Origin of the sequence: Streptomyces huasconensis, assembly GCF_021028635.1 — a bacterium.
In the GTDB taxonomy this organism is placed as follows: Bacteria; Actinomycetota; Actinomycetes; order Streptomycetales; family Streptomycetaceae; genus Streptomyces; species Streptomyces huasconensis.
On sequence record NZ_CP086119.1, the window covers coordinates 4,731,322 to 4,752,777 of the forward strand.

A 21,456-nucleotide genomic window follows, 5' to 3' on the forward strand; every position below is an offset into this window, starting at 1 on the left:
GGCGGAAGACCTGTCCATGTTCGGCCGCGACCCCTGGTGGCTGATCGCCCTCAAGGCGGTCTTCTGCTTCGCGTTCCTGATGCTGACGGTCCTGTTCTCCATCGTGTGGGAGCGCAAGGTCGTCGCGTGGATGCAGCTGCGCATCGGCCCCAACCGGCACGGCCCCTGGGGCATGCTCCAGTCCCTCGCGGACGGCATCAAGCTGATGCTCAAGGAAGACGTGATCGTCAAGCGCGCGGACAAGGTGGTCTACGTCCTCGCCCCCGTCGTCGCGGCGATCCCGGCCTTCATGGCGATCGCGGTGATCCCCTTCGGGCCCGCGGGCAACGAAATCTCGATCTTCGGCCAGCGCACCACGATGCAACTCACCGACCTGCCGATCGCGATGCTCTACATCCTCGCGGTCGCCTCCGTCGGCATCTACGGCATCGTGCTGGCGGGGTGGAGTTCCGGCTCCACCTATCCGCTCCTCGGCGGCCTGCGCTCCTGCGCGCAGATGATCTCGTACGAGATCGCGATGGGCGCGGCCTTCGCCTCCGTCTTCCTCTACTCCGGGTCGATGTCGACCTCGGCGATCGTGGAGGCGCAGGCGGACCGCTGGTACGTGCTCCTGCTGCCGGTCTCGTTCCTGATCTACATCGTGACGATGATCGGTGAGACCAACCGCGCGCCGTTCGACATGCCGGAGTCCGAGGGCGACCTCGTCGGCGGCTTCAACACCGAGTACTCCTCCATCAAGTTCGCGCTGTTCATGCTCGCCGAGTACGTCAACATGGTCACCGTCTCGGCGGTCTCGGTCACGCTCTTCCTGGGCGGCTGGCGGGCCCCGTACCCGGTCAGTGCCTTCTGGGAGGGCGCGAACCACGGCTGGTGGCCGATGCTCTGGTTCGTGATCAAGGTCCAGCTGCTGCTGTTCTTCTTCATCTGGCTGCGCGGCACGCTGCCCCGCGTGCGCTACGACCAGCTGATGAAGCTCGGCTGGAAGGTCCTCATCCCGGTCTCGGTCCTCTGGCTGATGCTCGTCGCCACGGTCAGGGCGATGCGGAACGAGAACTACGACTTCACCTCGATCGCGCTCTATGTGGGCGGCGGGGTCATCGCGCTGCTGTTGCTCTCCGTGGTCGTCGACATCTTCCGCGACAAGCGGGAGAAGGAGGCCGCCGCCGAGGAGAAGCCGGTCGCCTTCGACCCGATGGCGGGCGGATTCCCCGTACCACCGCTGCCCGGCCAGAGCCTGCCGCCCGTTCCGCGCCGGCGGTCGCGCCGGGAGCGGGAGCTGATTGTCAGTGGTGGACCGGATACTCAAAGTGACGGAACTCGAAGTGGCGGAACCCGAAGTGACGGAAAGGAGGCGTCCGATGGCTGAGTCGAACAACGAATCACCGGCAGCACCGGCAGCACCGGGATCACCGGGATCGCCGGGGTCACCCCACGAGTCGAACCAATCGAAGCAGGGGTTCCAGAACCCCGTCGCGGGCTTCGGCGTGACCTTCAAGGCCATGTTCAAGAAGCGGCTCACCGAGCAGTATCCGGAGCAGCAGAAGATCACCGCTCCCCGCTTCCACGGCAGGCACCAGCTGAACCGCCATCCGGACGGCCTGGAGAAGTGCGTCGGCTGTGAGCTCTGCGCCTGGGCCTGTCCCGCGGACGCCATCTATGTGGAGGGCGCGGACAACACCGAAGAGGAGCGTTACTCCCCCGGCGAGCGGTACGGCCGCGTCTACCAGATCAACTACGCCCGCTGCATCCTGTGCGGCCTGTGCATCGAGGCGTGCCCCACGCGCGCGTTGACGATGACGAACGAGTTCGAGCTGGCCGACAGCAGCCGCGAGAGCCTCATCTACACCAAGGAGCAGCTGCTCGCCGGGCTCGAAGAGGGCATGGTCGACACTCCGCACTCGATCTTCCCCGGCATGGACGAGCAGGACTACTACCGGGGTCTGGTGACCGAGGCCGCTCCGGGGACGGTTCCGCAGGTGGCCCGCTCCAAGGGGGAGACGCCTCAGGAGGCGGCCTCCGACTTCGGGCCCGGCGAACCGGCGTCCGGGAAGGTGGTCGCCGGACCGGCCACCGGGAGAGCGGCCGGCGAATCGGCCACGGGGGAAGCGTCGGTCGACCCGGCCTCCGGGAAGACGGCCAAGGACCCGGCTTCCGGAAAGGGGGTCGGCCGATGACGCAACTCGCCGCCTACACCACCTCCACCGGCGAGGCCGTCCAGTTCTGGGTGCTCGGCACGGTCGCCGTGATCGGCGCCCTGTGCACGATCCTCATGAAGAAGGCCGTGCACAGCGCGCTCTGCCTCGCCGGGACCATGATCGTCCTCGCGGTGTTCTACCTCGCCAACGGCGCGTACTTCCTCGGCATCGTCCAGATCGTCGTCTACACCGGCGCGATCATGATGCTGTTCCTCTTCGTGGTCATGCTCGTCGGCGTCACCGCCGCCGACTCCCTGAAGGAGACCATCAAGGGCCAGCGCTGGCTGGCACTGCTGTGCGGACTCGGCTTCGCGGTGCTGCTCTTCGCAGGCATCGGGAACGCCTCGGTGACGCAGTTCAACGGCCTCGGCAAGGCGAACGCCGGCGGCAACGTCGAGGGTCTCGCGGCCCTCATCTTCACCAAGTACGTCTTCGCCTTCGAGATCACCGGCGCCCTGCTCATCACCGCCACGGTCGGCGCGATGGTGCTCACCCACCGCGAGCGCACGGAGCGCGCCAAGACCCAGCGCGAGCGGTCCGAGGAGCGCGTGCGCGCGGGCAAGCACCTGCCGCCCCTGCCCGCCCCCGGTGTCTACGCCCGGCACAACGCCGTGGACATCGCGGGCCTGTTGCCCGACGGCACCCCGTCGGAGCTGACGGTCAACAAGACGCTGCGCGAGCGCGGCCAGATCCGTGACGTGTCGGCCGAGGCCCTGGACGACCTGCGGGCGCTGGAGCAGCGCTCCGCCGACCGTTTGGAGCGGCCGGACCTGCGCGGCACCGACATCGGGCGGACCGAGGAGGCGTCGAAGTGAACCCCGTCAACTACCTCTATCTCGCCGCCCTGTTGTTCGCGATCGGCGCGACCGGCGTGCTCATCAGGCGCAACGCGATCGTGGTGTTCATGTGCATCGAGCTGATGCTCAACGCCTGCAACCTCGCGTTCGTCGCCTTCTCCCGGATGCACGGCAACCTCGACGGCCAGATCATCGCCTTCTTCACGATGGTCGTCGCCGCCGCGGAGGTCGTGGTCGGGCTGGCGATCATCGTGTCGCTGTTCCGTTCCCGCCACTCGGCCTCGGTCGACGACGCCAGCCTGATGAAGCTGTGAGGGGCTGAAAGTGGAGAACCTGATCGCGCTGCTCGTCGCGGCGCCTGTGCTCGGAGCGGCCGTACTTCTGTGCGGCGGGCGGGCGTTGGACCGCGCGGGCCACTGGCTCGGCACGCTGCTCGCGGCCGCCTCCTTCGTCATCGCCGTGGTGCTCTTCACGGACATGCTGGGCAAGGGCGCCGAGGAGCGCGCCCTGTCGCAGCACCTGTTCAGCTGGATTCCCGTGGAGGGCTTCCAGGCGGACGTCGCCTTCCAGCTCGACCAGCTGTCGATGACGTTCGTCCTGCTGATCTCCGGTGTCGGCACCCTGATCCACGTCTACTCCATCGGCTACATGGAGCACGACGAGCGGCGCCGCCGCTTCTTCGGCTACCTGAACCTCTTCCTCGCGGCGATGCTCCTGCTCGTCCTCGCCGACAACTACCTCCTGCTGTACGTCGGCTGGGAGGGTGTCGGCCTCGCCTCGTACCTCCTGATCGGCTTCTGGCAGCACAAGCCCAGCGCGGCGACCGCCGCGAAGAAGGCCTTCCTGGTCAACCGGGTCGGCGACGTGGGCCTCTCGATCGCGATCATGCTGATGTTCACCACCTTCGGGACGTTCGCCTTCGGGCCCGTCCTGGAGGCGACGGGACAGACCAGCGAGGGCAAGCTCACCGCCATCGGCCTGATGCTGCTGCTCGCCGCGTGCGGCAAGTCCGCACAGGTGCCGCTCCAGTCCTGGCTCGGCGACGCGATGGAGGGCCCGACACCGGTCTCGGCCCTGATCCACGCCGCCACGATGGTGACCGCCGGCGTCTACTTGATCGTCCGCTCCGGAGCGATCTTCAACGGCGCGCCGGACGCCCAGCTCGTCGTCACGATCGTCGGAGCGGTCACGCTGCTGTTCGGTGCGATCGTCGGTTGCGCGAAGGACGACATCAAGAAGGCCCTCGCCGGGTCGACCATGTCCCAGATCGGCTACATGATCCTGGCCGCGGGCCTCGGCCCCATCGGTTACGTCTTCGCGATCATGCACCTGGTGACGCACGGCTTCTTCAAGGCCGGGCTCTTCCTGGGGGCCGGTTCGGTCATGCACGGCATGAACGACGAGGTCGACATGAGGAAGTACGGCGGCCTCAGGAAGTACATGCCGGTCACCTTCGTGACGTTCGGCCTCGGTTACTTGGCCATCATCGGCTTCCCCGGCCTGTCCGGCTTCTTCTCCAAGGACAAGATCATTGAGGCGGCCTTCGCCAAGGGCGGCACGGAGGGCTGGCTCCTCGGCTCGGTGGCGCTCCTGGGCGCGGCCATCACCGCGTACTACATGACGCGCGTGATGATCATGACGTTCTTCGGGGACAAGCGCTGGCAGCCGGATGCCGACGGACACGCACCGCACCCCCACGAGTCCCCGAAGTCCATGACGATCCCGATGATCGTGCTCGCCTTCGGGTCGGTCTTCGCGGGCGGCTTCTTCAGCATCGGTGATCGCTTCATGCACTGGCTGGAGCCGGTCACCCGTCACGACCACGGGAACTCCCCGCTCAGCGCCGCGACGGTCACGGGCGCCACCATGGTGGTTCTCGTCATCGGCGTCGCCCTGGCCTACGTCCAGTACGGGCGCCGGCCGGTGCCGGTCACCGCTCCGCGCGGCTCGCTGCTCACGCGGGCCGCCCGCCGCGACCTCCTCCAGGACGACTTCAACCACGTCGTCCTGGTGCGCGGCGGCGAGCACCTCACGCGCTCCCTGGTCTACGTCGACCACAGCCTGGTCGACGGCGTCGTCAACGGCACGGCGGCCTCCATGGGCGGCCTCTCCGGCCGCCTGCGCAAACTGCAGAACGGCTACGCCCGCTCCTACGCGGTCTCGATGTTCGGCGGCGCTGCGGTGCTCATCGCCGCGACCCTGCTGATGAGGGCGGTCTGATACCGATGTCCTTTCCTCTCCTGACAGCGACGGCGGCCCTGCCCGCGGTCGGCGCGATCGTCACGGCGGCCGTCCCGGCCGCCCGGCGGACCGCCGCCAAGTGGCTCGCGCTGCTCGTCTCGCTCGCCACCCTCGCGCTGGCCGTGACCGTGCTCGTGCGGTTCGACCCGGACGGCGACCGCTACCAACTGACCGAGTCCCGCGCGTGGATCGCCGACTTCGGGGTGCGGTACGAACTGGGGGTCGACGGCATCGGCGTCGCCCTCATCGGACTGACCGCGCTGCTGATCCCCTTCATCATCCTGGCGGGCTGGCACGACGCCGACCCTTCCCCAAGCTCTCAACTTCGTTCGAGCAGGGGAGGCCCCCATGAGACGAAAGCCCCCTACAAATGGCGGCCGACCCAGGGCTTCTTCGCCCTGATCCTGGCCGTCGAGGCGATGGTGATCATCTCCTTCGAGGCCACCGACGTCTTCCTCTTCTACATCTTCTTCGAAGCCATGCTCATCCCGATGTACTTCCTCATCGGCGGCTTCGGGGACCGTGCCCACGCGGGCAGCGACGAGAACGCCTCGGCGCAGCGCAGCTACGCGGCGGTGAAGTTCCTCCTCTACAACCTCGTCGGCGGCCTCATCATGCTGGCCGCGGTCATCGGGCTCTACGTGGTCGCGGGGAACTTCTCCCTCCAGGAGATCGCCGAGGCCCGGGCCAACGGCACACTGGACATGGCGACCAACACCGAGCGGCTGCTCTTCCTCGGCTTCTTCTTCGCCTTCGCGGTGAAGGCGCCGCTGTGGCCGCTGCACACCTGGCTGCCGAACGCGATGGGGGAGGCCACGGCCCCGGTCGCGGTGCTGATCACGGCCGTGGTCGACAAGGTCGGTACGTTCGCGATGCTGCGGTTCTGCCTCGGGCTCTTCCCCGAGGCGAGCAAGTGGGCGACGCCGGTCATCCTCGTACTGGCACTGATCAGCATCATCTACGGCGCGCTGCTCGCGGTCGGCCAGCGTGACATCAAGCGCCTGGTGGCGTACGCGTCGATCTCCCACTTCGGGTTCATCATCCTCGGCATCTTCGTGATGACCTCGCAGGGCCAGTCCGGCGCCACGCTCTACATGGTCAACCACGGCATCTCGACCGCCGCGCTGATGCTGGTGGCCGGCTTCCTGATCTCGCGGCGCGGCTCACGTCTGATCGCCGACTACGGAGGGGTGCAGAAAGTCGCCCCGGTGCTCGCGGGCACCTTCCTGATCGGTGGTCTGGCGACGCTCTCGCTGCCCGGGCTCGCGCCCTTCGTGAGTGAGTTCCTGGTCCTGGTCGGCGCGTTCGCGCGCTACCCGGTGGTCGGGATCATCGCGACGGTCGGCATCGTGCTCGCGGCGCTCTACATCCTCGTCCTCTACCAGCGGACGATGACGGGTCCTGTGAAGCCCGAGGTGTCGGCCATGCCGGACCTGCGGGTGCGGGAACTGGTCGTCGTGGCCCCGTTGATCGCCCTCCTGATCGGCCTCGGGGTCTACCCCAAGCCGCTCACCGAGCTGGTGAACCCGGCGGTCGAGCACACCATGTCCGACGTCCAGAAGAAGGACCCCGAGCCCGAGGTGGAGGCGGCCAAGTGAGCGCATCAGCCGTCCACAGCCTGTGGACAATGGCGGCGGACCCGGTCGACAAGATCGGCGCCCCCAAGATCGAGTATGGGCAGCTGTCGCCGACGTTGATCGTCATCGGCGCCGCCGTCGTCGGAGTGCTCATCGAAGCCTTCGTCCCGCGCAAGTCCCGTTACTACATCCAGCTCTTCGTCTCCGTCGTCGCCCTCGCCGCCGCCTTCGCCGCGGTGGTCGGGCTCGCGGCCCGCGGCTTCGGCACGACGAAGGCACAGATCGCGGCGATGGGCGCGATCGCCGTCGACGGACCGGCGCTCTTCCTCCAGGGCACCATCCTGCTGGCCGGGCTCGTCGCCGTCTTCACCTTCGCCGAGCGGCGGCTCGACCCCGTGGCGCACGGCAACCGCGTCGACTCGTTCGTCGCCCAGGCCGGGTCCGTGCCCGGCAGTGAGGGCGAACAGGACGCCACGAAGGCCGGGTTCACCACCACCGAGGTGTTCCCGCTGGCGCTCTTCGCCATCGGCGGCATGCTCGTCTTCCCCGCGGCCAACGACCTCCTGACGCTCTTCATCGCCCTGGAAGTCTTCTCCCTGCCGCTGTACCTGCTGTGCGCGCTCGCCCGCCGCAAGCGCCTGATGTCGCAGGAAGCCGCCGTCAAGTACTTCCTGCTCGGCGCGTTCGCCTCCGCGTTCACGCTCTTCGGCATCGCCCTCCTGTACGGGTACGCGGGCTCCGTGTCGTACGCGACGATCGCGAACGTCGTCGAGGGCAAGGTCGCGACCGTGGACCCGGCACTGGCCGACACCATGGGCAACGACGCGCTGCTGCTGATCGGCGTCGCGATGGTGGTGATGGGGCTGCTCTTCAAGGTGGGCGCGGTGCCGTTCCACATGTGGACCCCGGACGTGTACCAGGGTGCTCCGACGCCGGTCACCGGCTTCATGGCGGCCGCGACGAAGGTGGCCGCGTTCGGCGCCCTCCTGCGTCTGCTGTACGTGGTCCTGCCGGGCCTGCGCTGGGACTGGCGGCCGGTCATGTGGGGCATCGCGATCATCACGATGCTGGGCGGCGCGATCGTCGCGATCACCCAGACCGACATCAAGCGGCTCCTGGCGTACTCGTCCATCGCACACGCGGGCTTCATCCTCGCCGGTGTGATCGCCACCACCCCGGACGGTGTCTCCTCGGTCCTCTTCTACCTCGCCGCCTACTCCTTCGTGACGATCGGTGCCTTCGCCGTCGTCACGCTGGTCAGGGACGCGGGGGGCGAGGCCACGCACCTGTCGAAGTGGGCGGGGCTCGGGCGCAGGTCCCCGCTGGTCGCGGCCGTCTTCGCGGTCTTCCTGCTGGCCTTCGCGGGCATTCCGCTGACCTCTGGGTTCACCGGCAAGTTCGCGGTGTTCAAGGCGGCGGCGGAAGGTGGCGCGGGCGCGCTGGTGGTCGTCGGTGTGCTGTCGTCGGCGATCGCCGCGTTCTTCTACATCCGGGTGATCGTGCTGATGTTCTTCAGCGAGCCGAAGGCGGACGGCCCCACGGTCGCCGTGCCCTCGCCGCTGACGATGACGGCGATCGGTGTGGGCGTCGCGGTGACGCTGGTGCTCGGTGTGGCCCCGCAGTACTTCCTGGATCTCGCGGGACAGGCGGGGGTCTTCGTCCGGTAGACCGGCCTCCCTGGCGCCGCCTTCCCCGGCCTCGAACGTGTGTCGCCGCCCGGCACCCCGATCTGGGGGTGCCGGGCGGTGGCCTGTGGATAACTTCTCGGGCTGTCGGTGCGGGGCCCTATCGTGGAGGCAGTGGTCGGGGGAGTGACCGGAGCGGTGACCGAGGCAGGACGTACGGCGGGGGACAGAGCGATGGACGGGAACAGCGGTATGAGCGAGGTGACGGAGAGCGACGCGCTGCGGACGCTCCATCGCGTCTTCGGGTACGACGCCTTCCGAGGTGAGCAGGAGGCGATCATCGATCATGTGGTCGCCGGCGGGGACGCCGTCGTCCTCATGCCCACCGGCGGCGGAAAGTCCCTCTGCTATCAGATCCCCGCCCTGGTCAGACCGGGCACGGGCATCGTGGTCTCGCCGCTGATCGCGCTCATGCAGGACCAGGTGGACGCGTTGCGGGCGCTCGGCGTGCGCGCCGGCTTCATCAACTCCACGCAGGACTTCGACGAGCGGCGCGTGATGGAGGCGGAGTTCCTCGCGGGGGAGCTGGACGTGCTCTATCTCGCCCCGGAGCGGCTGCGCCTGGACGCCACCCTGGACCTCCTGTCGCGGGGCAAGATCTCCGTCTTCGCCATCGACGAGGCGCACTGCGTGGCGCAGTGGGGCCACGACTTCCGGCCCGACTACCTCACGCTCTCCGTGCTCGGGCAGCGCTGGCCGGACGTGCCCCGCATCGCCCTGACGGCGACGGCCACGCACGCAACGCACCGGGAGATCACCGAGCGGCTCGGCATGCCGGACGCCAAGCACTTCGTGGCGAGCTTCGACCGGCCCAACATCCAATACCGCATCGTGCCCAAGGCCGAACCGAAGAAGCAGCTGCTGGCCTTCTTGAAGGAGGAGCACGCGGGCGACGCGGGCATCGTCTACTGCCTCTCGCGGAACTCCGTCGAGAAGACCGCCGAGTTCCTCTGCCGGAACGGCATCGAGGCCGTCCCGTACCACGCGGGTCTCGACGGCGGCACGCGCGCGGCGCACCAGTCCCGCTTCCTGCGCGAGGAGGGACTCGTCGTCTGCGCCACGATCGCGTTCGGCATGGGCATCGACAAGCCGGACGTCCGCTTCGTCGCCCACCTCGACCTGCCCAAGTCGGTCGAGGGGTACTACCAGGAGACGGGCCGCGCGGGCCGTGACGGCCTGCCCTCGACGGCCTGGATGGCGTACGGCCTCCAGGACGTCGTCCAGCAGCGGAAGATGATCCAGGGCAGTGAGGGCGACGAGGCGTTCCGGCGCCGCGCCGCCTCGCACCTGGACTCGATGCTGGCGCTCTGCGAGACCGCGCAGTGCCGCCGCGCCCAGCTCCTCACCTACTTCGGCCAGGAAGCGACGGCGCAGTCGTGCGGCAACTGCGACACGTGCCTGACCCCGCCCGAGACCTGGGACGGCACGGTCGCCGCTCAGAAGGTGCTCTCCGCGGTGGTGCGGCTCCAGCGGGAGCGCGGCCAGAAGTTCGGCGCGGGGCAGATCATCGACATCCTGCTCGGCAAGAAGACCGCGAAGGTCATCCAGTTCGACCACGACCAGCTCTCCGTCTTCGGCATCGGAGAGGAGCTGGCGGAGGCTGAGTGGCGGGGCGTCATACGCCAGTTGCTGGCACAGGGCCTGCTCGCGGTCGAGGGGGAGTACGGCACGCTGGTGCTCACCGAGACGAGCGGGTCCGTGCTGGGCCGGGAGCGCGAGGTGCGGCTGCGCAAGGAGCCGAAGCGGGTCCCGGCGGCGCGGGCCGCCAGGGGTGAGCGCAAGGCGAAGTCGGCGGCGGCCGTCGCCGACCTGCCTCAGGAGGCCGTGCCGCTCTTCGAGGCGCTGCGCGCCTGGCGCGGCGCTCAGGCCAAGGAGCAGGGCGTCCCGGCGTATGTGATCTTCCATGACGCCACGCTGCGCGAGATCGCCACGCTGCGGCCGACGTCCGTGGCGGACCTCGCGGGCATCAGCGGCGTGGGCGAGAAGAAGCGGGCGACGTACGGCGAGGGCGTGGTCGGGGTCGTCGCGGAGTTCGCGGGTGGGGACGCCCCGGAGGGCGGGGCTTCCGGTGACTCGGCGGCGGGCCCGGCGGCTGCGGCGCGGGCAGCCGAGCCGCAGCTCAGTGACGACGTGGAGCCGGACTGGGGGGACGAGATGGAGCCGGACTGGACGTCGTGACGATCAGCTTGGCTGCGGGGTGCGGCTGAGGGAACGGCCGCCTCACGTGGTGGCCAGGCGCGGCTGAAGGCACGGTCTTGCCGGCTGCGGGGCGCGGCCTACTGCCTCACCCGGCGGCCGGGCGCGGCTGAGGACCCCCGGCTGCCGGGCGCGGCTGAGGGCACCCGGCTGTGGGCGCCGCCTCGCCCGGCCGCGGGGTTCCACCCGAGGGCACTGCCCCGTCCGGGAGGTTCAGGCCCCGCCTCACACAGGCCCGCCGTATAGGCGCCCCGCAGCCCGGCACTGCCTACCGCGCCGCCACGATCCGTCCCGTCACCTCGCCGAGGCCCACCCTGGTGTGCCCCGGGCCGGGGGCCCAGGCGGAGAGCGTGACCTCGTCGCCGTCCTCCAGGAACGTCCGCTTGCCGTCGGGGAGTTCGATGGGGTCGCGGCCGTTCCAGGTGATCTCGATCAGGGAGCCGTACTGGCCGGCCGAGGGGCCGCTGACCGTGCCGGATCCGTACAGGTCGCCGGTGCGCAGGGAGGCGCCGTTGACCGTCATGTGCGCGAGCTGCTGCGCCGCCGTCCAGTACACGGTGGAGAACGGCGGCTCGGAGATGACCTGGCCGTTGAGCGTGACGGTCATGCGCAGGTCGTAGCCGCCCGGTTCGTCGGCCGCGGACTCGGCGGAGTCGTCCAGGTAGGGCAGGAGCTGGTGCGTGCGCTCCGGGGGTGTGACCCGGGCCGCGTCCAGCGCTTCGAGGGGGGTGATCCACGCCGACACCGACGTGGCGAAGGACTTGCCGAGGAAGGGGCCGAGCGGGACGTACTCCCAGGCCTGGATGTCGCGCGCCGACCAGTCATTGAGGAGGGTGAGGCCGAAGACGTGCTCGCGGAAGTCGGCGAGCGGGACGGGCGTACCGTGCGTCGAGGGCGCGCCGACCACGAAGCCGACCTCCGCCTCGATGTCCAGGCGGGCCGAGGGGCCGAAGACGGGGGCCGTGTCGGTGGGTGCCTTGCGCTGGCCGCAGGGGCGCACCACGTCCGTCCCGGAGACCACGACGGTGCCGGACCGGCCGTGGTAACCGATGGGCAGGTGCTTCCAGTTGGGGGTCAGCGGGGTCGGCGAGTCCGGGCGGAACATCTTGCCCAGGTGCGTCGCGTGGTGCTCCGAGGCATAGAAGTCGACGTAGTCCGCGACCTCGAACGGCAGGTGCAGGGTGACGTCGGAGAGGGGGTGGAGCAGGGGGCGTACGGATTCCCGGTACGACGGGACCGTCACCCACGCGGTCAGGGCGCGCCGCACGTCGGACCAGGCGGTGCGGCCCGCGGAGAGCAGCGGGTTCAGCGTGGGCCGGGCGAGCAGCGAGACGTAGGGGGAGCCGAGCGCGGCGGCCGCGGCGCCCGCGTCCAGGACGTATGAGCCGAGCCGTACGCCGACCCTGCGCTGGTCGTCCCGCTCGCCGGGCAGGGAGAAGACGCCGTAGGGGAGGTTGTGCGGTCCGAAGGGGTCGCCCTCGGGCAGGCCGAAGGGGTCTCCGTCGGACGCGCCGAGGGGGTCGCCCCCGGGCCGGCCGAAGGAGTCGCTTCCGGGGAGGCCGGAGGAGTCACCGGCGGCCGGGTCGAGCGGGGTCTGCTCGGACATGCGTACCTGCCTCGCTTTCCATGGGGGTGTGCCACAGGGTGTGCCACACGTTACGTGTGGTGGACCTCGTTACGGCAGTGCCCACAGAGCTTCGGCCGCATGACAGAACCACTGGGCGCCATGCCCAGACGGGGCCCTGGTTGCGGACGGGGCGCGGACGCGCGGAAAGGGCCTTCAGGGCCGTTGTGTTGGAACGTCAACTTCCACTTTCTGATGAACTGCATGCGGCTCCGCCGCCTCCCGCCCGCACCGGCCTTGCGAAGCCGCTTCCCGCATCGCTCAGGGTCCGTATTCTCTGGATCATGGCCGATCCCCTCGCATATGCCCTCATCGCCACTGACCTGGACGGGACGCTGCTGCGCGGCGACGACACGGTGTCCGACCGGTCCCGGAGGGCGTTGGCCGCCGTGAGCGGGGCGGGAGGGCGGCACCTGGTGGTGACAGGGCGGCCCGCGCCCCGGGTGCGGCCCCTCTTCGACGACCTCGGGTACGACGGGCTCGCCGTCTGCGGGCAGGGCGCCCAGCTCTACGACGCCGGGGCGCACCGCATGGTGTGGTCCGTGACCCTCGACCGGGAGCTGGCCGAGGCCGCCCTCGGGAAGGTCGAGGCCGAGGTCGGGCAGGTCTTCGCGGCCGTCGACCAGGACGGCGTGGACGGCCTCACGCTCATCGAGCCGGGGTACGAGATGCCGCACCCCACGCTGCCCGCGATGCGCGTCCCCGAGCGCGACGTGCTGTGGGAGGCCCCCATCAGCAAGGTGCTGCTGCGCCATCCGACGCTGGCTGATGACGAGTTGGCCGCGGTGGCGCGCGGCGTCGTGGGGTCGCTCGCGACGGTGACGATGTCCGGGCCGGGCACCGTGGAGCTTCAGCCGTGCGGGGTGACCAAGGCGACCGGGCTCGCGCTCGCCGCCGAGCGGCTCGGCCTGACGGCCGCCGACACGGTGGCCTTCGGGGACATGCCCAACGACATCCCGATGTTTCTGTGGGCGGCCCACGGAGTGGCCATGGCCAACGCGCACGAGGAACTCAAGGCGGTGGCCGACGCGTTGACCCTTTCGAACGAGGACGATGGGATCGCCCTGGTCCTCGAACGGATGATGGCGGGCGGGGTGGCTCCCGACCCGCGGCGGGAACCCCTCACCCCGCCGTCCGCCTGATCCGCCGTTGCCAGGTGCGGTGGAAGACGACCTCGTCGCCGTGGCGGCAGATCACCTCGTCGGAGGTGTGGAAGTCCGCCGCGTCGCAGGTGATCTCCGAGTGCGTCTCCACCGACACGTCCCAGCCGAGTTCGGGGCGGTGCAGGCGGATCGTCCAGTCGGAGCGGGTGCGGGCGCTCAGCGGGTCCTTCTCGCGGATCGTGTACGTCTCCAGGGCGTCCTCGGTGAACTCCAGGCCGTCGGGGTAGACGCGCGTGCCGCCGTGGCGCGGGTCGACCTCCAGGCGCCACTCGCCCTTGGCGACATCGCGTACGACCAGACGTTCGGGGCGTTCCTCGTCGAGGGTCGCCGGGCAGGCCACGCCGAGCGGCTCGGAGTGCTCCGGGGGCTCGAAGGTGATCGCCGGGTCCAAGCCGCCCGCCCGTACCGGAAGCTCCAGCGAGCTGCCGAGCGGCTCCAGGGTGAAGCCCGCCGTGTCCGCCTGCGGCCAGATCCACGGCCAGTACGCGGAGGAGATCGCGAGGCGGATGCGGTGGCCCGGCGGGAAGGTGTGCCCGATGCCGTTGAGTTCGAAGGTCACGTCCTCGGTGACGCCGAGCGGCCAGGCATCCGCGCGGTCCCCGCCGTGCCGGGCGGAGAGGTTCAGCACGCCGCGCGTGACCAGCGTCGACGAGCCGTCGGGCGCGATGTCGCACAGGCGTGCGATGGCCTGGCCGAAGGGCACGTCCATCCGCAGCCGCAGCGTCACCTTGGGGCGCCCGAGAATCCGTACCTCCGAAGGCACCTCGAACTCGAAGCACGCCGACTTCGCGTCCTCGTCCCGCTGGTCGGGCGGCAGGTCGGCGTCGTTGCCGAACGGGCAGGAGCGGCCCGCGTCCAGGCCGGTCTGCTGCGGGGAGTTGACCAGCAGCGGGGTGCCCTGGAGGGCGTAGGTCGTCGGGGTGACGTTCGGGGACGGCCAGGTGGGGTCGCCGACCCAGCCGCCGCGCAGCTCGGGGTGGACCGTGGCCGGCGGGTGCGAGTCGCTGATCCAGGAGCGGAGCTTCGGCTCGGCCATGATGCCCGTGTCGACGCCCTTGAGATGGTGGTCCCACCAGCGCAGCGTCTCCTGGAGGAAGCCGATCGCCGGGCCCGGCGCCAGGCCCTGGTCCGGGTACTGGTGCGACCACGGGCCGATCAGACCCCGCACCTGGTCGTCGGGGAGATGTTCGACCAGGCGCAGGACCGTGTCGCGGTACGGGTCGTGCCACCCGCCCACCGCGAGGACCGCGGCGCCGATCGCGGAGTAGTCCTCGCGGACGCTGCCGTGCCGCCAGTAGTCGTCGCGCGTCTGATGGTCCAGCCAGGTGTGGATGAAGGGCTCGACGGCTTCCAGGCGCGTCAGCCACATGGCGCGCCACGCGTCGCCCACGTAGTGCGGGTCCGGTGGGCGCGAGACGAAGGCGAGCATCGTCGCCGCCCACGCGTGCATGTCCACCGCGAGGACGGAACCACCCATGTAGTGCGCGTCGTTGTCATAACGGTCGTCCGTGGAGCAGACCGTGACGACCGCCTTGAGCGGCTCGGGCGCGAGGGCCGCGATCTGGAGGGAGTTGCAGCCACCCCAGGAGATGCCGAACATGCCGACCTTCCCGGTCGACCAGTCCTGCGCGGCCAGCCAGTTCACCACCTCGACGCCGTCGGCCAGCTCCTGCGCCGAGTACTCGTCCGTGGGCAGGCCCTCGCTGTTGCCGTGGCCCCGGACATCGACGCGTACGGAGGCGTAGCCGTGACCGGCGTACCAGGGGTGGCGCTGCCGGTCGCGGGGCGCCGTCCAGTCGCTGAGGCGGCAGGGGAGGTATTCGAGGAGCACGGGCACGGGCTCCTCGGTGACGGGACGCCACACGCGTGCGGAGAGCTTGGTGCCGTCGGCGAGGGGTACGCGGATGTCCTCGTGCGTCGTCTCGTACGGGAAGTCGGTCCGGATCTTCGGGTGCGTCGTCTTCGAGTGCGTCGTTCTTGGATGCGTCGTTTCTGGGTGCGTCGTCTTCGGGTCTGTCGTCTTCCGGTCTGTCGTCATGGGAGGAACCTCGTGGGCGGCGCGGCTTCACGACAGGGAGGACCCGGACGAGCACCCGGACCCAGTTCCAGCACCGGTTCCGGCGCCGGGGCCGCAGGTGGCTCGTACTCGTCAGTAGTACGGGACAAAGTGTCGGCTCCCGGTCTTTGCTCGCATTCTGGTGCAGGGCGGTCTTGTCGGTCGTATGGGCTGATCACGAACATACCGGTGGTGATCGCGGACCGCCCGGTCGCCTCTGCACGGGCAGGTGCTCGCTGTGATCGAAAGGCGACCGGATACGCTGACTTGAGTGATGGCAGCGACACATCGACAAACCGTGTCATCGACCGAGATCCAATGATCGACCGAGTTCGCCATGTGATCGTCAGCAGACAGGAGAACCTCTCGTGACCGTCGTCGGGCCTTTTGGGCTGAGCGTGCGGGACCAGGCTCTCGAAGCCGATGTCCAGGCAGGGTTGGCGGCTGTCGAGGAGGGCCTTCTCGAGGCCACCAAGAGCGAGGTCCCGTTCATCACCGAGGCCGCCCAGCACCTCGTCCGGGCCGGGGGGAAGCGTTTCCGCCCGCTGCTCGTGATGCTCGCCTCCCAGTTCGGCGACCCCTACGCGCCGGGTGTCGTGCCCTCCGCCGTGGTCGTCGAGCTCACGCACCTCGCGACGCTCTACCACGACGACGTGATGGACGAGGCGGACGTGCGCCGCGGCGTCCCCAGCGCCAACCAGCGCTGGGGCAACTCCGTGGCCGTGCTCACCGGCGATTTCCTCTTCGCCCGCGCCTCGTACATCCTCGCCGACCTCGGCCCGGAGGCCGTCCGCATCCAGGCGGAGGCCTTCGAACGCCTGGTCACCGGCCAGATCCTGGAGACCGCGGGGCCCAGCGAGGGCCGTGACCCGGTCGACCACTATCTCGACGTGCTCGGCGGCAAGACCGGTTCGCTGGTCGCCGTGGCGTGCCGGTTCGGCGCGATGATGTCGGGCGCCGACGAGACCGTCGTGGACGTCCTCACGCAGTACGGCGAGCGGCTGGGCGTCGCGTTCCAGCTCGCCGACGACGTGCTCGACATCGCCTCCGACTCGCACGAGTCCGGCAAGACCCCGGGCACCGACCTGCGCGAGGGCATCCCGACGCTGCCGGTCCTGCGTCTGCGTGAACGCGTCGAGCGGCTCGGCCTGCCCGAGGACATCGCCCTGAGCGAACTGCTCGACTCCGACCTCACCGATGACGCCCGCCACAGGGAGGCGCTCACCGGGCTGCGCGCCCACCCCGCCCTGGAGCAGGCCCGCCGGGACACGGTGCGGTACGCCGAGGAGGCGCGGGCCGCGCTGGCGCCGCTGCCGGAGTGCGACGCGAAGACCTCGCTGGTCGAACTCTGCGACCTGGTGGTGCACCGGGCGGGCTGAGGGCCGGTACGCGGTACTTCGGTACGCGGCAGTCCCATACGCGGTACTTCGGTACGTCGTACTCCGGTACGCGTTACTGAGCATCGGCGGCGTCACCCCCTACGGGTCGGGGGAGGCGCCGCCGCTTTTTGTCATCCCGTGGCAGTACGTCGAGTTGCACCCGGGGTCTGACGCTTCTGCGCGGCGGATTTGGTCGGATGGACCTCAGTAAGGACACCACCACTCCTGACCAATTCGGGTGAGAATGGCGGCGCGGGGTGGACGCAGGCACGTACGCATGCATGGACGTAGGGCACGTACACACAGCACTACAGCTGGATACACGCACGCACAGCACGTACAGGCACGTACAGGAGAGCCGCCGCCGACCACGGAGGTAGGGCACACAATGGCACCGTACGAACCGGAACAGGACACCAGCGAAGTCGGGGAACTGCGCGTCGGGCGCCGCAAGGCGGTCCGTTACGTCGTCCCGGTCGCGGTGGCGGGGGTGGCGGCGGCGACCATCGGGCTCGTCCCGGCGCTCGCCACCTCGGGCGACCCGGACCTGCCGAAGGTCACCGCTCAGGAACTCATCGAGAAGATCGCCGCATCGGACACGCAGCGGCTCTCCGGCAACGTGAAGATCAGCACGGATCTGGGCCTGCCGTCGATGGGCGGCATGGCGGGCGGCTTCGCGGGCGCCGGCGGTGGCGCCGACCGCGGCGACGGCGAGGACGGCGGAGGCTCGGCCGCCGACCCCAAGAGCAAGCTGATGGAGCTGGCGTCCGGCACGCACACGCTGCGCGTCGCGGCCGACGGCCCCGACAAGCAGAAGGTGTCCGTCCTGGAGGACGCCGCCGAGTACAGCCTGATCCACAACGGCGACGAGGTGTGGGCGTACGACAGCGCGTCGAACGAGGCGTACCACGCGAAGGGCTTCCAGGTCTCGGGAGACAAGGGCCAGGCGGAGCCGCCGAAGGGCGTGCCCGCGACGCCCAAGGACTTCGCCGAGCAGGCGCTGAAGGCCGTCGACGACACGACGTCCGTGAAGGTCGACGGGACCGCGCAGGTCGCGGGACGCGACGCGTACCGCCTGGTCGTCGAGCCGAAGCAGTCCGGTTCGACGGTCGGCCGGATCACGGTCGCCGTGGACGCGAAGACGGGTACGCCGCTCAAGTTCACGCTGACCCCGGCCTCCGGTGGCGCGGCGGTGATCGACGCGGGCTTCACGAAGGTCGACTTCGGCAAGCCGTCCGCGAGCACGTTCGACTTCGCGCCGCCCAAGGGCGCGAAGGTCACCGAGGCCGACGAGCACGCGGCGGAGGGCCGTGACTTCAGGGACAAGGCGAAGGACGGCAAGGAGTTCAGGGACGAGGACCTGAACGACCTGAAGGTCATCGGCGAGGGCTGGACCGCCATAGCCGAGCTGCGGCTGCCGGGCGGCCAGGGCCTGCCGACGGCTGGTTCGGGTGACGTCCCGCCGGAGGCGCAGAAGCTGCTCGACTCGCTGGGCGACCAGGTCAACGGCAAGTTCGGCTCGGGCACGGTCTTCTCGACCCGCCTGATCAACGCCCTCATCACCGCCGACGGCAAGGTCTACGCGGGCGCCGTCACGAAGGACGCCCTGGTGAAGGCGGCGAACGCGGCGCATTAGGCGCGGGACCGGAGCGGTGGGCCACGGCGGCGGCACCGTGGCCCGCGGCGACGGGCCGTTCCCGGCACCGCCGAACCGTGCACGTGCCGCAGCGGCGCGGGCCGGGCGGGCGAGAGGAGGAGACGGTGGGCGGAGAGGAGACGGTGAGCCGGGACGGGAAGGTGAGCCGGGACGGGAAGGTGGGCGGCCAGGAGACGGTGGGTGGCCAGGAGAGGGTGGGCGGCGAGGGGAAAGTGGGCGGCGAGGAGAAGGCGGGTGGCGAGGAGGCGGTGGGCGGGCGTGGGCGGTCGGGCGGTGACTCACCGTCCCCGTACGTGATCGAGACGCGCGGGCTCACCAAGCGCTATGGCCGGCATCTCGCCGTCGACCGGCTGGACCTGACCGTCCCCGAAGGCAGCGTCTTCGGGTTCCTCGGGCCGAACGGCTCGGGCAAGACGACCACCATCCGCATGCTGATGGGCCTCATCGAGCCGACCTCGGGCACCGCGCGCGTCCTCGGCAGCCCCATGCCGCGGGCCACGCGCACCGTCCTGCCGCACGTGGGCGCGCTGATCGAGGGCCCTGCCCTCTACGGCTTCCTGTCGGGCCGCGACAACCTCCTGCGGTACGACTCCGCCGACCCGGCCGCCGATCCCCGTACCCGGCGCAGACGCGCCGAGGCCGCCCTGGACCGGGTGGGCCTGACCGCCGCCGCGGGCAAGAAGGCGAAGGCGTACTCACTCGGCATGAAACAGCGGCTCGGCCTCGCGGCCGCGCTGCTCCAGCCCCGCAGGCTGCTGGTCCTGGACGAACCGACGAACGGCCTCGACCCGCAGGGCATGCGCGAGATCCGCACGCTCGTGCGGGAGCTGGCGCAGGAGGGCACGACCGTCTTCCTCTCCTCGCACCTCCTCGACGAGATCGAGCAGGTCTGCACCCACGCGGCCGTGATGACCCGGGGCCGCCTGATCACCCAGGGCCCGGTCGCCGAACTGGCGGCGGGCGCGCGCGGCAGGCTGGTCGTGACGACACCGGACCCGGGCGACGCGGCCCGCGTCCTGAAGGAGTGGGGCGTGGCGGACCTCGTCGTGACGCAGGACCGCGTGACGGGCGAGCCGCCGGGCAAGGACGCGTCCGGCCAGGACACGGAACTCGCCGATCTGAACGCCGCGCTGGTCAAGGCGGGCGTACGCGTCCGCGGCTTCGGTCTGGAACGGGCCTCGCTGGAGGACGCGTTCGTGGCGCTGACGGGGGAGGGCTTCGATGTCGCGGGCTGAGCCGTGGGACGTACCAGGGGCGGACGTGACCAGGGCGGACGTACCCAAGGGGGACCTGAACAAGCGGGCCGTACCCAAGGCAGACGTAGGGAGGGAGCCGCGGCTGAGCTGGACTCTTGGGCTCTTCCGCAGCGAGCTCGCGATCACCTTCCGCCGTTGGCGGACCCTCGCGCTGCTCGGCGTGCTCGCCGCCGTGCCGGTTCTCGTCGGTGTCGCCGTCAGGATCGAGACCGGCGACGGTTCGACGATCGGCGGAGGCGGCGAGGGCGGCGGCCCCGCTTTCATCGCGCAGATCACCAACAACGGCCTGTTTCTGGTCTTCACCGCGCTCGCCGCGACGCTGCCGTTCTTCCTGCCGATGGCGGTCGGCGTCGTCGCCGGTGACGCCATCGCGGGTGAGGCGAGCGCGGGCACGCTGCGCTATCTGCTGGTGGCGCCCGCCGGCCGCACCCGCCTGCTCCTCGTCAAGTACGCGACCACACTGACGTTCTGCCTGGTCGCGACCCTGGTCGTCGCCGTATCCGCGCTCGCGACGGGCGCGCTGCTCTTTCCGCTCGGCGAGGTCACCACGATCTCCGGCACCCGCATCGGCTTCGGCGAAGGACTGCTGCGGGCCCTGCTCATCGCGCTCGTGGTGGCCGCGTCACTGATCGGCGTGGCGGCACTCGGCCTGTTCGTCTCGACACTCACCAGCAGCGGCATCGCCGCGATGGCGACCACCGTCGGCCTGCTGATCACCGTGCAGATCCTCGACCAGATCCCGCAACTGGACGCCCTCCACCCGTACTTCTTCTCCCACTACTGGCTGTCCTTCGCCGACCTGATGCGCGAGCCCGTCCAGTGGGACGACCTCATCAAGAACTTCCAGATGCAGGGGCTCTACGCGGCTGTCTTCGGCTCGGCGGCGTGGGCGCGGTTCGGGGCGAAGGACGTCATGGCGTAGCCCGGAGCGCCGCCCTCAGCCCTTACCGTCCCGGGCCCCTGCCGCCTCAGCCCTTGTCGTCCTCAGTCCTTGTCGTCCTCAGTCCTTGTCGTACGGGTAGCGGGCGAGCGGCGGCTCCTGGGCGAAGAACGTCTTGGCGCGTGCCAGGGCCTCGGAGTCCTCCAGGACGTGGCCGGGCCGGGTGCCGTTGCCGAGCAGGACGCCGCCGAAGCGCATCGGGAAGAAGGCGGCGGTGTGGTTCAACGTGCCGACCAGCGGGGCCGCGACCTCCTCCTCGCGGTGCGCGAGCGCCGTCACGCCCCACAGCGTGCGGCCCTTGAGGCTGTCCTTGAAGTCGATCTCCGGCGTCTCCAGCCACGCGTCCCAGTAGTCGAGGTACCGCTTGACGGTGGCCGACACCGAGTACCAGTACAGCGGCGACACGATGACGATGTCGGTGGCGTCGAGCGTGGCGTCCAGGAGCAGCGCCTCGTTGTTCCCCTCGGGGCGCGGGAGGGCGCGGGGGCGGGTGTCGTCGTGACGCAGGTCCTGGAAGTCGGGCAGTGGGTGATCGTCGAGGTGAATCCAGCGCTGTTCGACGTCCGGGGGCAACTGCTCGGCGGCCTTGCGGGCCAGGAGTTCGGTGTTGCCCTCGCGGCGGGCGCTGCCGACGACGAAGAGGAACTTGCGGGTCATAAGAGTCTCCCCCTGGAGGTGGCCCGGCGCGTG

General features: G+C 70.1%; 16 protein-coding genes. 13 read left to right on the forward strand and 3 right to left on the reverse strand.

Going from position 1 to position 21,456, the window contains the following annotated elements:
* The first annotated feature begins 16 nt into the window (after positions 1-16).
* The 8 genes from nuoH (at position 17) to recQ (ending at position 10,673) form a co-directional block, all read left to right on the forward strand.
* Complete coding sequence (gene nuoH, locus J2N69_RS21625) at positions 17-1,366, forward strand: NADH-quinone oxidoreductase subunit NuoH (protein ID WP_408056902.1); 1,350 nt, start codon at positions 17-19, stop codon at positions 1,364-1,366.
* Complete coding sequence (gene nuoI / locus J2N69_RS21630) at positions 1,359-2,174, forward strand: NADH-quinone oxidoreductase subunit NuoI (protein WP_230902246.1); 816 nt, start codon at positions 1,359-1,361, stop codon at positions 2,172-2,174. Before nuoH ends, nuoI begins: the two co-directional genes overlap by 8 nt.
* Positions 2,171-3,010, forward strand: a complete 840-nt coding sequence (locus J2N69_RS21635; protein WP_230902247.1) for an NADH-quinone oxidoreductase subunit J — start codon at positions 2,171-2,173, stop codon at positions 3,008-3,010. The genes nuoI and J2N69_RS21635 overlap by 4 nt, the downstream gene beginning before the upstream one ends.
* The gene (gene nuoK, locus J2N69_RS21640; protein WP_055529377.1) at positions 3,007-3,306 is read left to right on the forward strand and encodes an NADH-quinone oxidoreductase subunit NuoK; all 300 of its coding nucleotides are present in this window, start codon (positions 3,007-3,009) and stop codon (positions 3,304-3,306) included. The genes J2N69_RS21635 and nuoK overlap by 4 nt, the downstream gene beginning before the upstream one ends.
* 10 nt (positions 3,307-3,316) lie before the next feature.
* Complete coding sequence (gene nuoL / locus J2N69_RS21645; RefSeq protein ID WP_230902248.1) at positions 3,317-5,212, forward strand: NADH-quinone oxidoreductase subunit L; 1,896 nt, start codon at positions 3,317-3,319, stop codon at positions 5,210-5,212.
* 5 nt (positions 5,213-5,217) lie between these two features.
* Positions 5,218-6,831 (forward strand): NADH-quinone oxidoreductase subunit M, encoded by a 1,614-nt coding sequence (locus J2N69_RS21650; RefSeq protein ID WP_230902249.1) that lies wholly within the window; start codon positions 5,218-5,220, stop codon positions 6,829-6,831.
* Complete coding sequence (nuoN, locus tag J2N69_RS21655) at positions 6,828-8,477, forward strand: NADH-quinone oxidoreductase subunit NuoN (protein WP_230902250.1); 1,650 nt, start codon at positions 6,828-6,830, stop codon at positions 8,475-8,477. The genes J2N69_RS21650 and nuoN overlap by 4 nt, the downstream gene beginning before the upstream one ends.
* Before the next feature lie 210 nt (positions 8,478-8,687).
* Positions 8,688-10,673: a DNA helicase RecQ gene (gene recQ / locus J2N69_RS21660; RefSeq protein ID WP_230902251.1), complete on the forward strand. Its 1,986-nt coding sequence runs from the start codon at positions 8,688-8,690 to the stop codon at positions 10,671-10,673.
* Between the two features lie 286 nt (positions 10,674-10,959).
* Here the strand turns inward: recQ and fahA are convergent, their stop codons facing one another.
* Positions 10,960-12,297 carry a fumarylacetoacetase gene (fahA, locus tag J2N69_RS21665; protein WP_230902252.1) on the reverse strand — a complete coding sequence of 446 codons (1,338 nt, stop codon included), beginning with the start codon at positions 12,295-12,297 and terminating at the stop codon, positions 10,960-10,962.
* A gap of 302 nt (positions 12,298-12,599) precedes the next feature.
* On the opposite strand from fahA, the gene J2N69_RS21670 reads away from it, so the two are divergent.
* Entirely contained in the window at positions 12,600-13,457 is an 858-nt protein-coding gene (locus tag J2N69_RS21670) for an HAD family hydrolase (protein ID WP_230902253.1), read from the forward strand.
* On the opposite strand, the gene J2N69_RS21675 is transcribed toward J2N69_RS21670, so the two are convergent.
* The gene (locus J2N69_RS21675) at positions 13,438-15,516 is read right to left on the reverse strand and encodes a CocE/NonD family hydrolase (RefSeq protein ID WP_230902254.1); all 2,079 of its coding nucleotides are present in this window, start codon (positions 15,514-15,516) and stop codon (positions 13,438-13,440) included. The genes J2N69_RS21670 and J2N69_RS21675 overlap by 20 nt on opposite strands.
* 386 nt (positions 15,517-15,902) lie before the next feature.
* Between J2N69_RS21675 and J2N69_RS21680 the strand changes: the two genes are divergently transcribed.
* From J2N69_RS21680 to J2N69_RS21695, 4 genes are all read left to right on the forward strand, one after another.
* Positions 15,903-16,913, forward strand: coding sequence for a polyprenyl synthetase family protein (locus J2N69_RS21680; RefSeq protein ID WP_127911047.1), 1,011 nt, complete (start codon positions 15,903-15,905; stop codon positions 16,911-16,913).
* Positions 16,914-17,301: 388 nt separating this feature from the next.
* Complete coding sequence (locus J2N69_RS21685; RefSeq protein WP_230902255.1) at positions 17,302-18,549, forward strand: LolA family protein; 1,248 nt, start codon at positions 17,302-17,304, stop codon at positions 18,547-18,549.
* A gap of 269 nt (positions 18,550-18,818) precedes the next feature.
* On the forward strand, positions 18,819-19,805 hold the full coding sequence (locus tag J2N69_RS21690; RefSeq protein WP_230904814.1) for an ABC transporter ATP-binding protein: 987 nt from the start codon (positions 18,819-18,821) through the stop codon (positions 19,803-19,805).
* Positions 19,792-20,748 (forward strand): ABC transporter permease, encoded by a 957-nt coding sequence (locus J2N69_RS21695; protein WP_408056768.1) that lies wholly within the window; start codon positions 19,792-19,794, stop codon positions 20,746-20,748. The genes J2N69_RS21690 and J2N69_RS21695 overlap by 14 nt, the downstream gene beginning before the upstream one ends.
* Before the next feature lie 78 nt (positions 20,749-20,826).
* On the opposite strand, the gene J2N69_RS21700 is transcribed toward J2N69_RS21695, so the two are convergent.
* Positions 20,827-21,423 carry a flavodoxin family protein gene (locus tag J2N69_RS21700; RefSeq protein WP_230902257.1) on the reverse strand — a complete coding sequence of 199 codons (597 nt, stop codon included), beginning with the start codon at positions 21,421-21,423 and terminating at the stop codon, positions 20,827-20,829.
* Positions 21,424-21,456: the final 33 nt, after the last annotated feature.

What these genes read in the sequence shown, in the direction of transcription:
- J2N69_RS21700 (WP_230902257.1), bottom strand. Translation starts at nt 21,423, where the DNA reads ATGACCCGCAAGTTCCTCTTCGTCGTCGGCAGCGCCCGCCGCGAGGGC.
- J2N69_RS21635 (WP_230902247.1), top strand. Translation starts at nt 2,171, where the DNA reads ATGACGCAACTCGCCGCCTACACCACCTCCACCGGCGAGGCCGTCCAG.
- nuoH (WP_408056902.1), top strand. Translation starts at nt 17, where the DNA reads ATGTTCGGCCGCGACCCCTGGTGGCTGATCGCCCTCAAGGCGGTCTTC.
- recQ (WP_230902251.1), top strand. Translation starts at nt 8,688, where the DNA reads ATGAGCGAGGTGACGGAGAGCGACGCGCTGCGGACGCTCCATCGCGTC.
- fahA (WP_230902252.1), bottom strand. Translation starts at nt 12,297, where the DNA reads ATGTCCGAGCAGACCCCGCTCGACCCGGCCGCCGGTGACTCCTCCGGC.
- J2N69_RS21685 (WP_230902255.1), top strand. Translation starts at nt 17,302, where the DNA reads ATGGCACCGTACGAACCGGAACAGGACACCAGCGAAGTCGGGGAACTG.
- J2N69_RS21675 (WP_230902254.1), bottom strand. Translation starts at nt 15,516, where the DNA reads ATGACGACAGACCGGAAGACGACAGACCCGAAGACGACGCACCCAGAA.
- J2N69_RS21695 (WP_408056768.1), top strand. Translation starts at nt 19,792, where the DNA reads ATGTCGCGGGCTGAGCCGTGGGACGTACCAGGGGCGGACGTGACCAGG.
- J2N69_RS21650 (WP_230902249.1), top strand. Translation starts at nt 5,218, where the DNA reads ATGTCCTTTCCTCTCCTGACAGCGACGGCGGCCCTGCCCGCGGTCGGC.
- nuoI (WP_230902246.1), top strand. Translation starts at nt 1,359, where the DNA reads ATGGCTGAGTCGAACAACGAATCACCGGCAGCACCGGCAGCACCGGGA.
- J2N69_RS21670 (WP_230902253.1), top strand. Translation starts at nt 12,600, where the DNA reads ATGGCCGATCCCCTCGCATATGCCCTCATCGCCACTGACCTGGACGGG.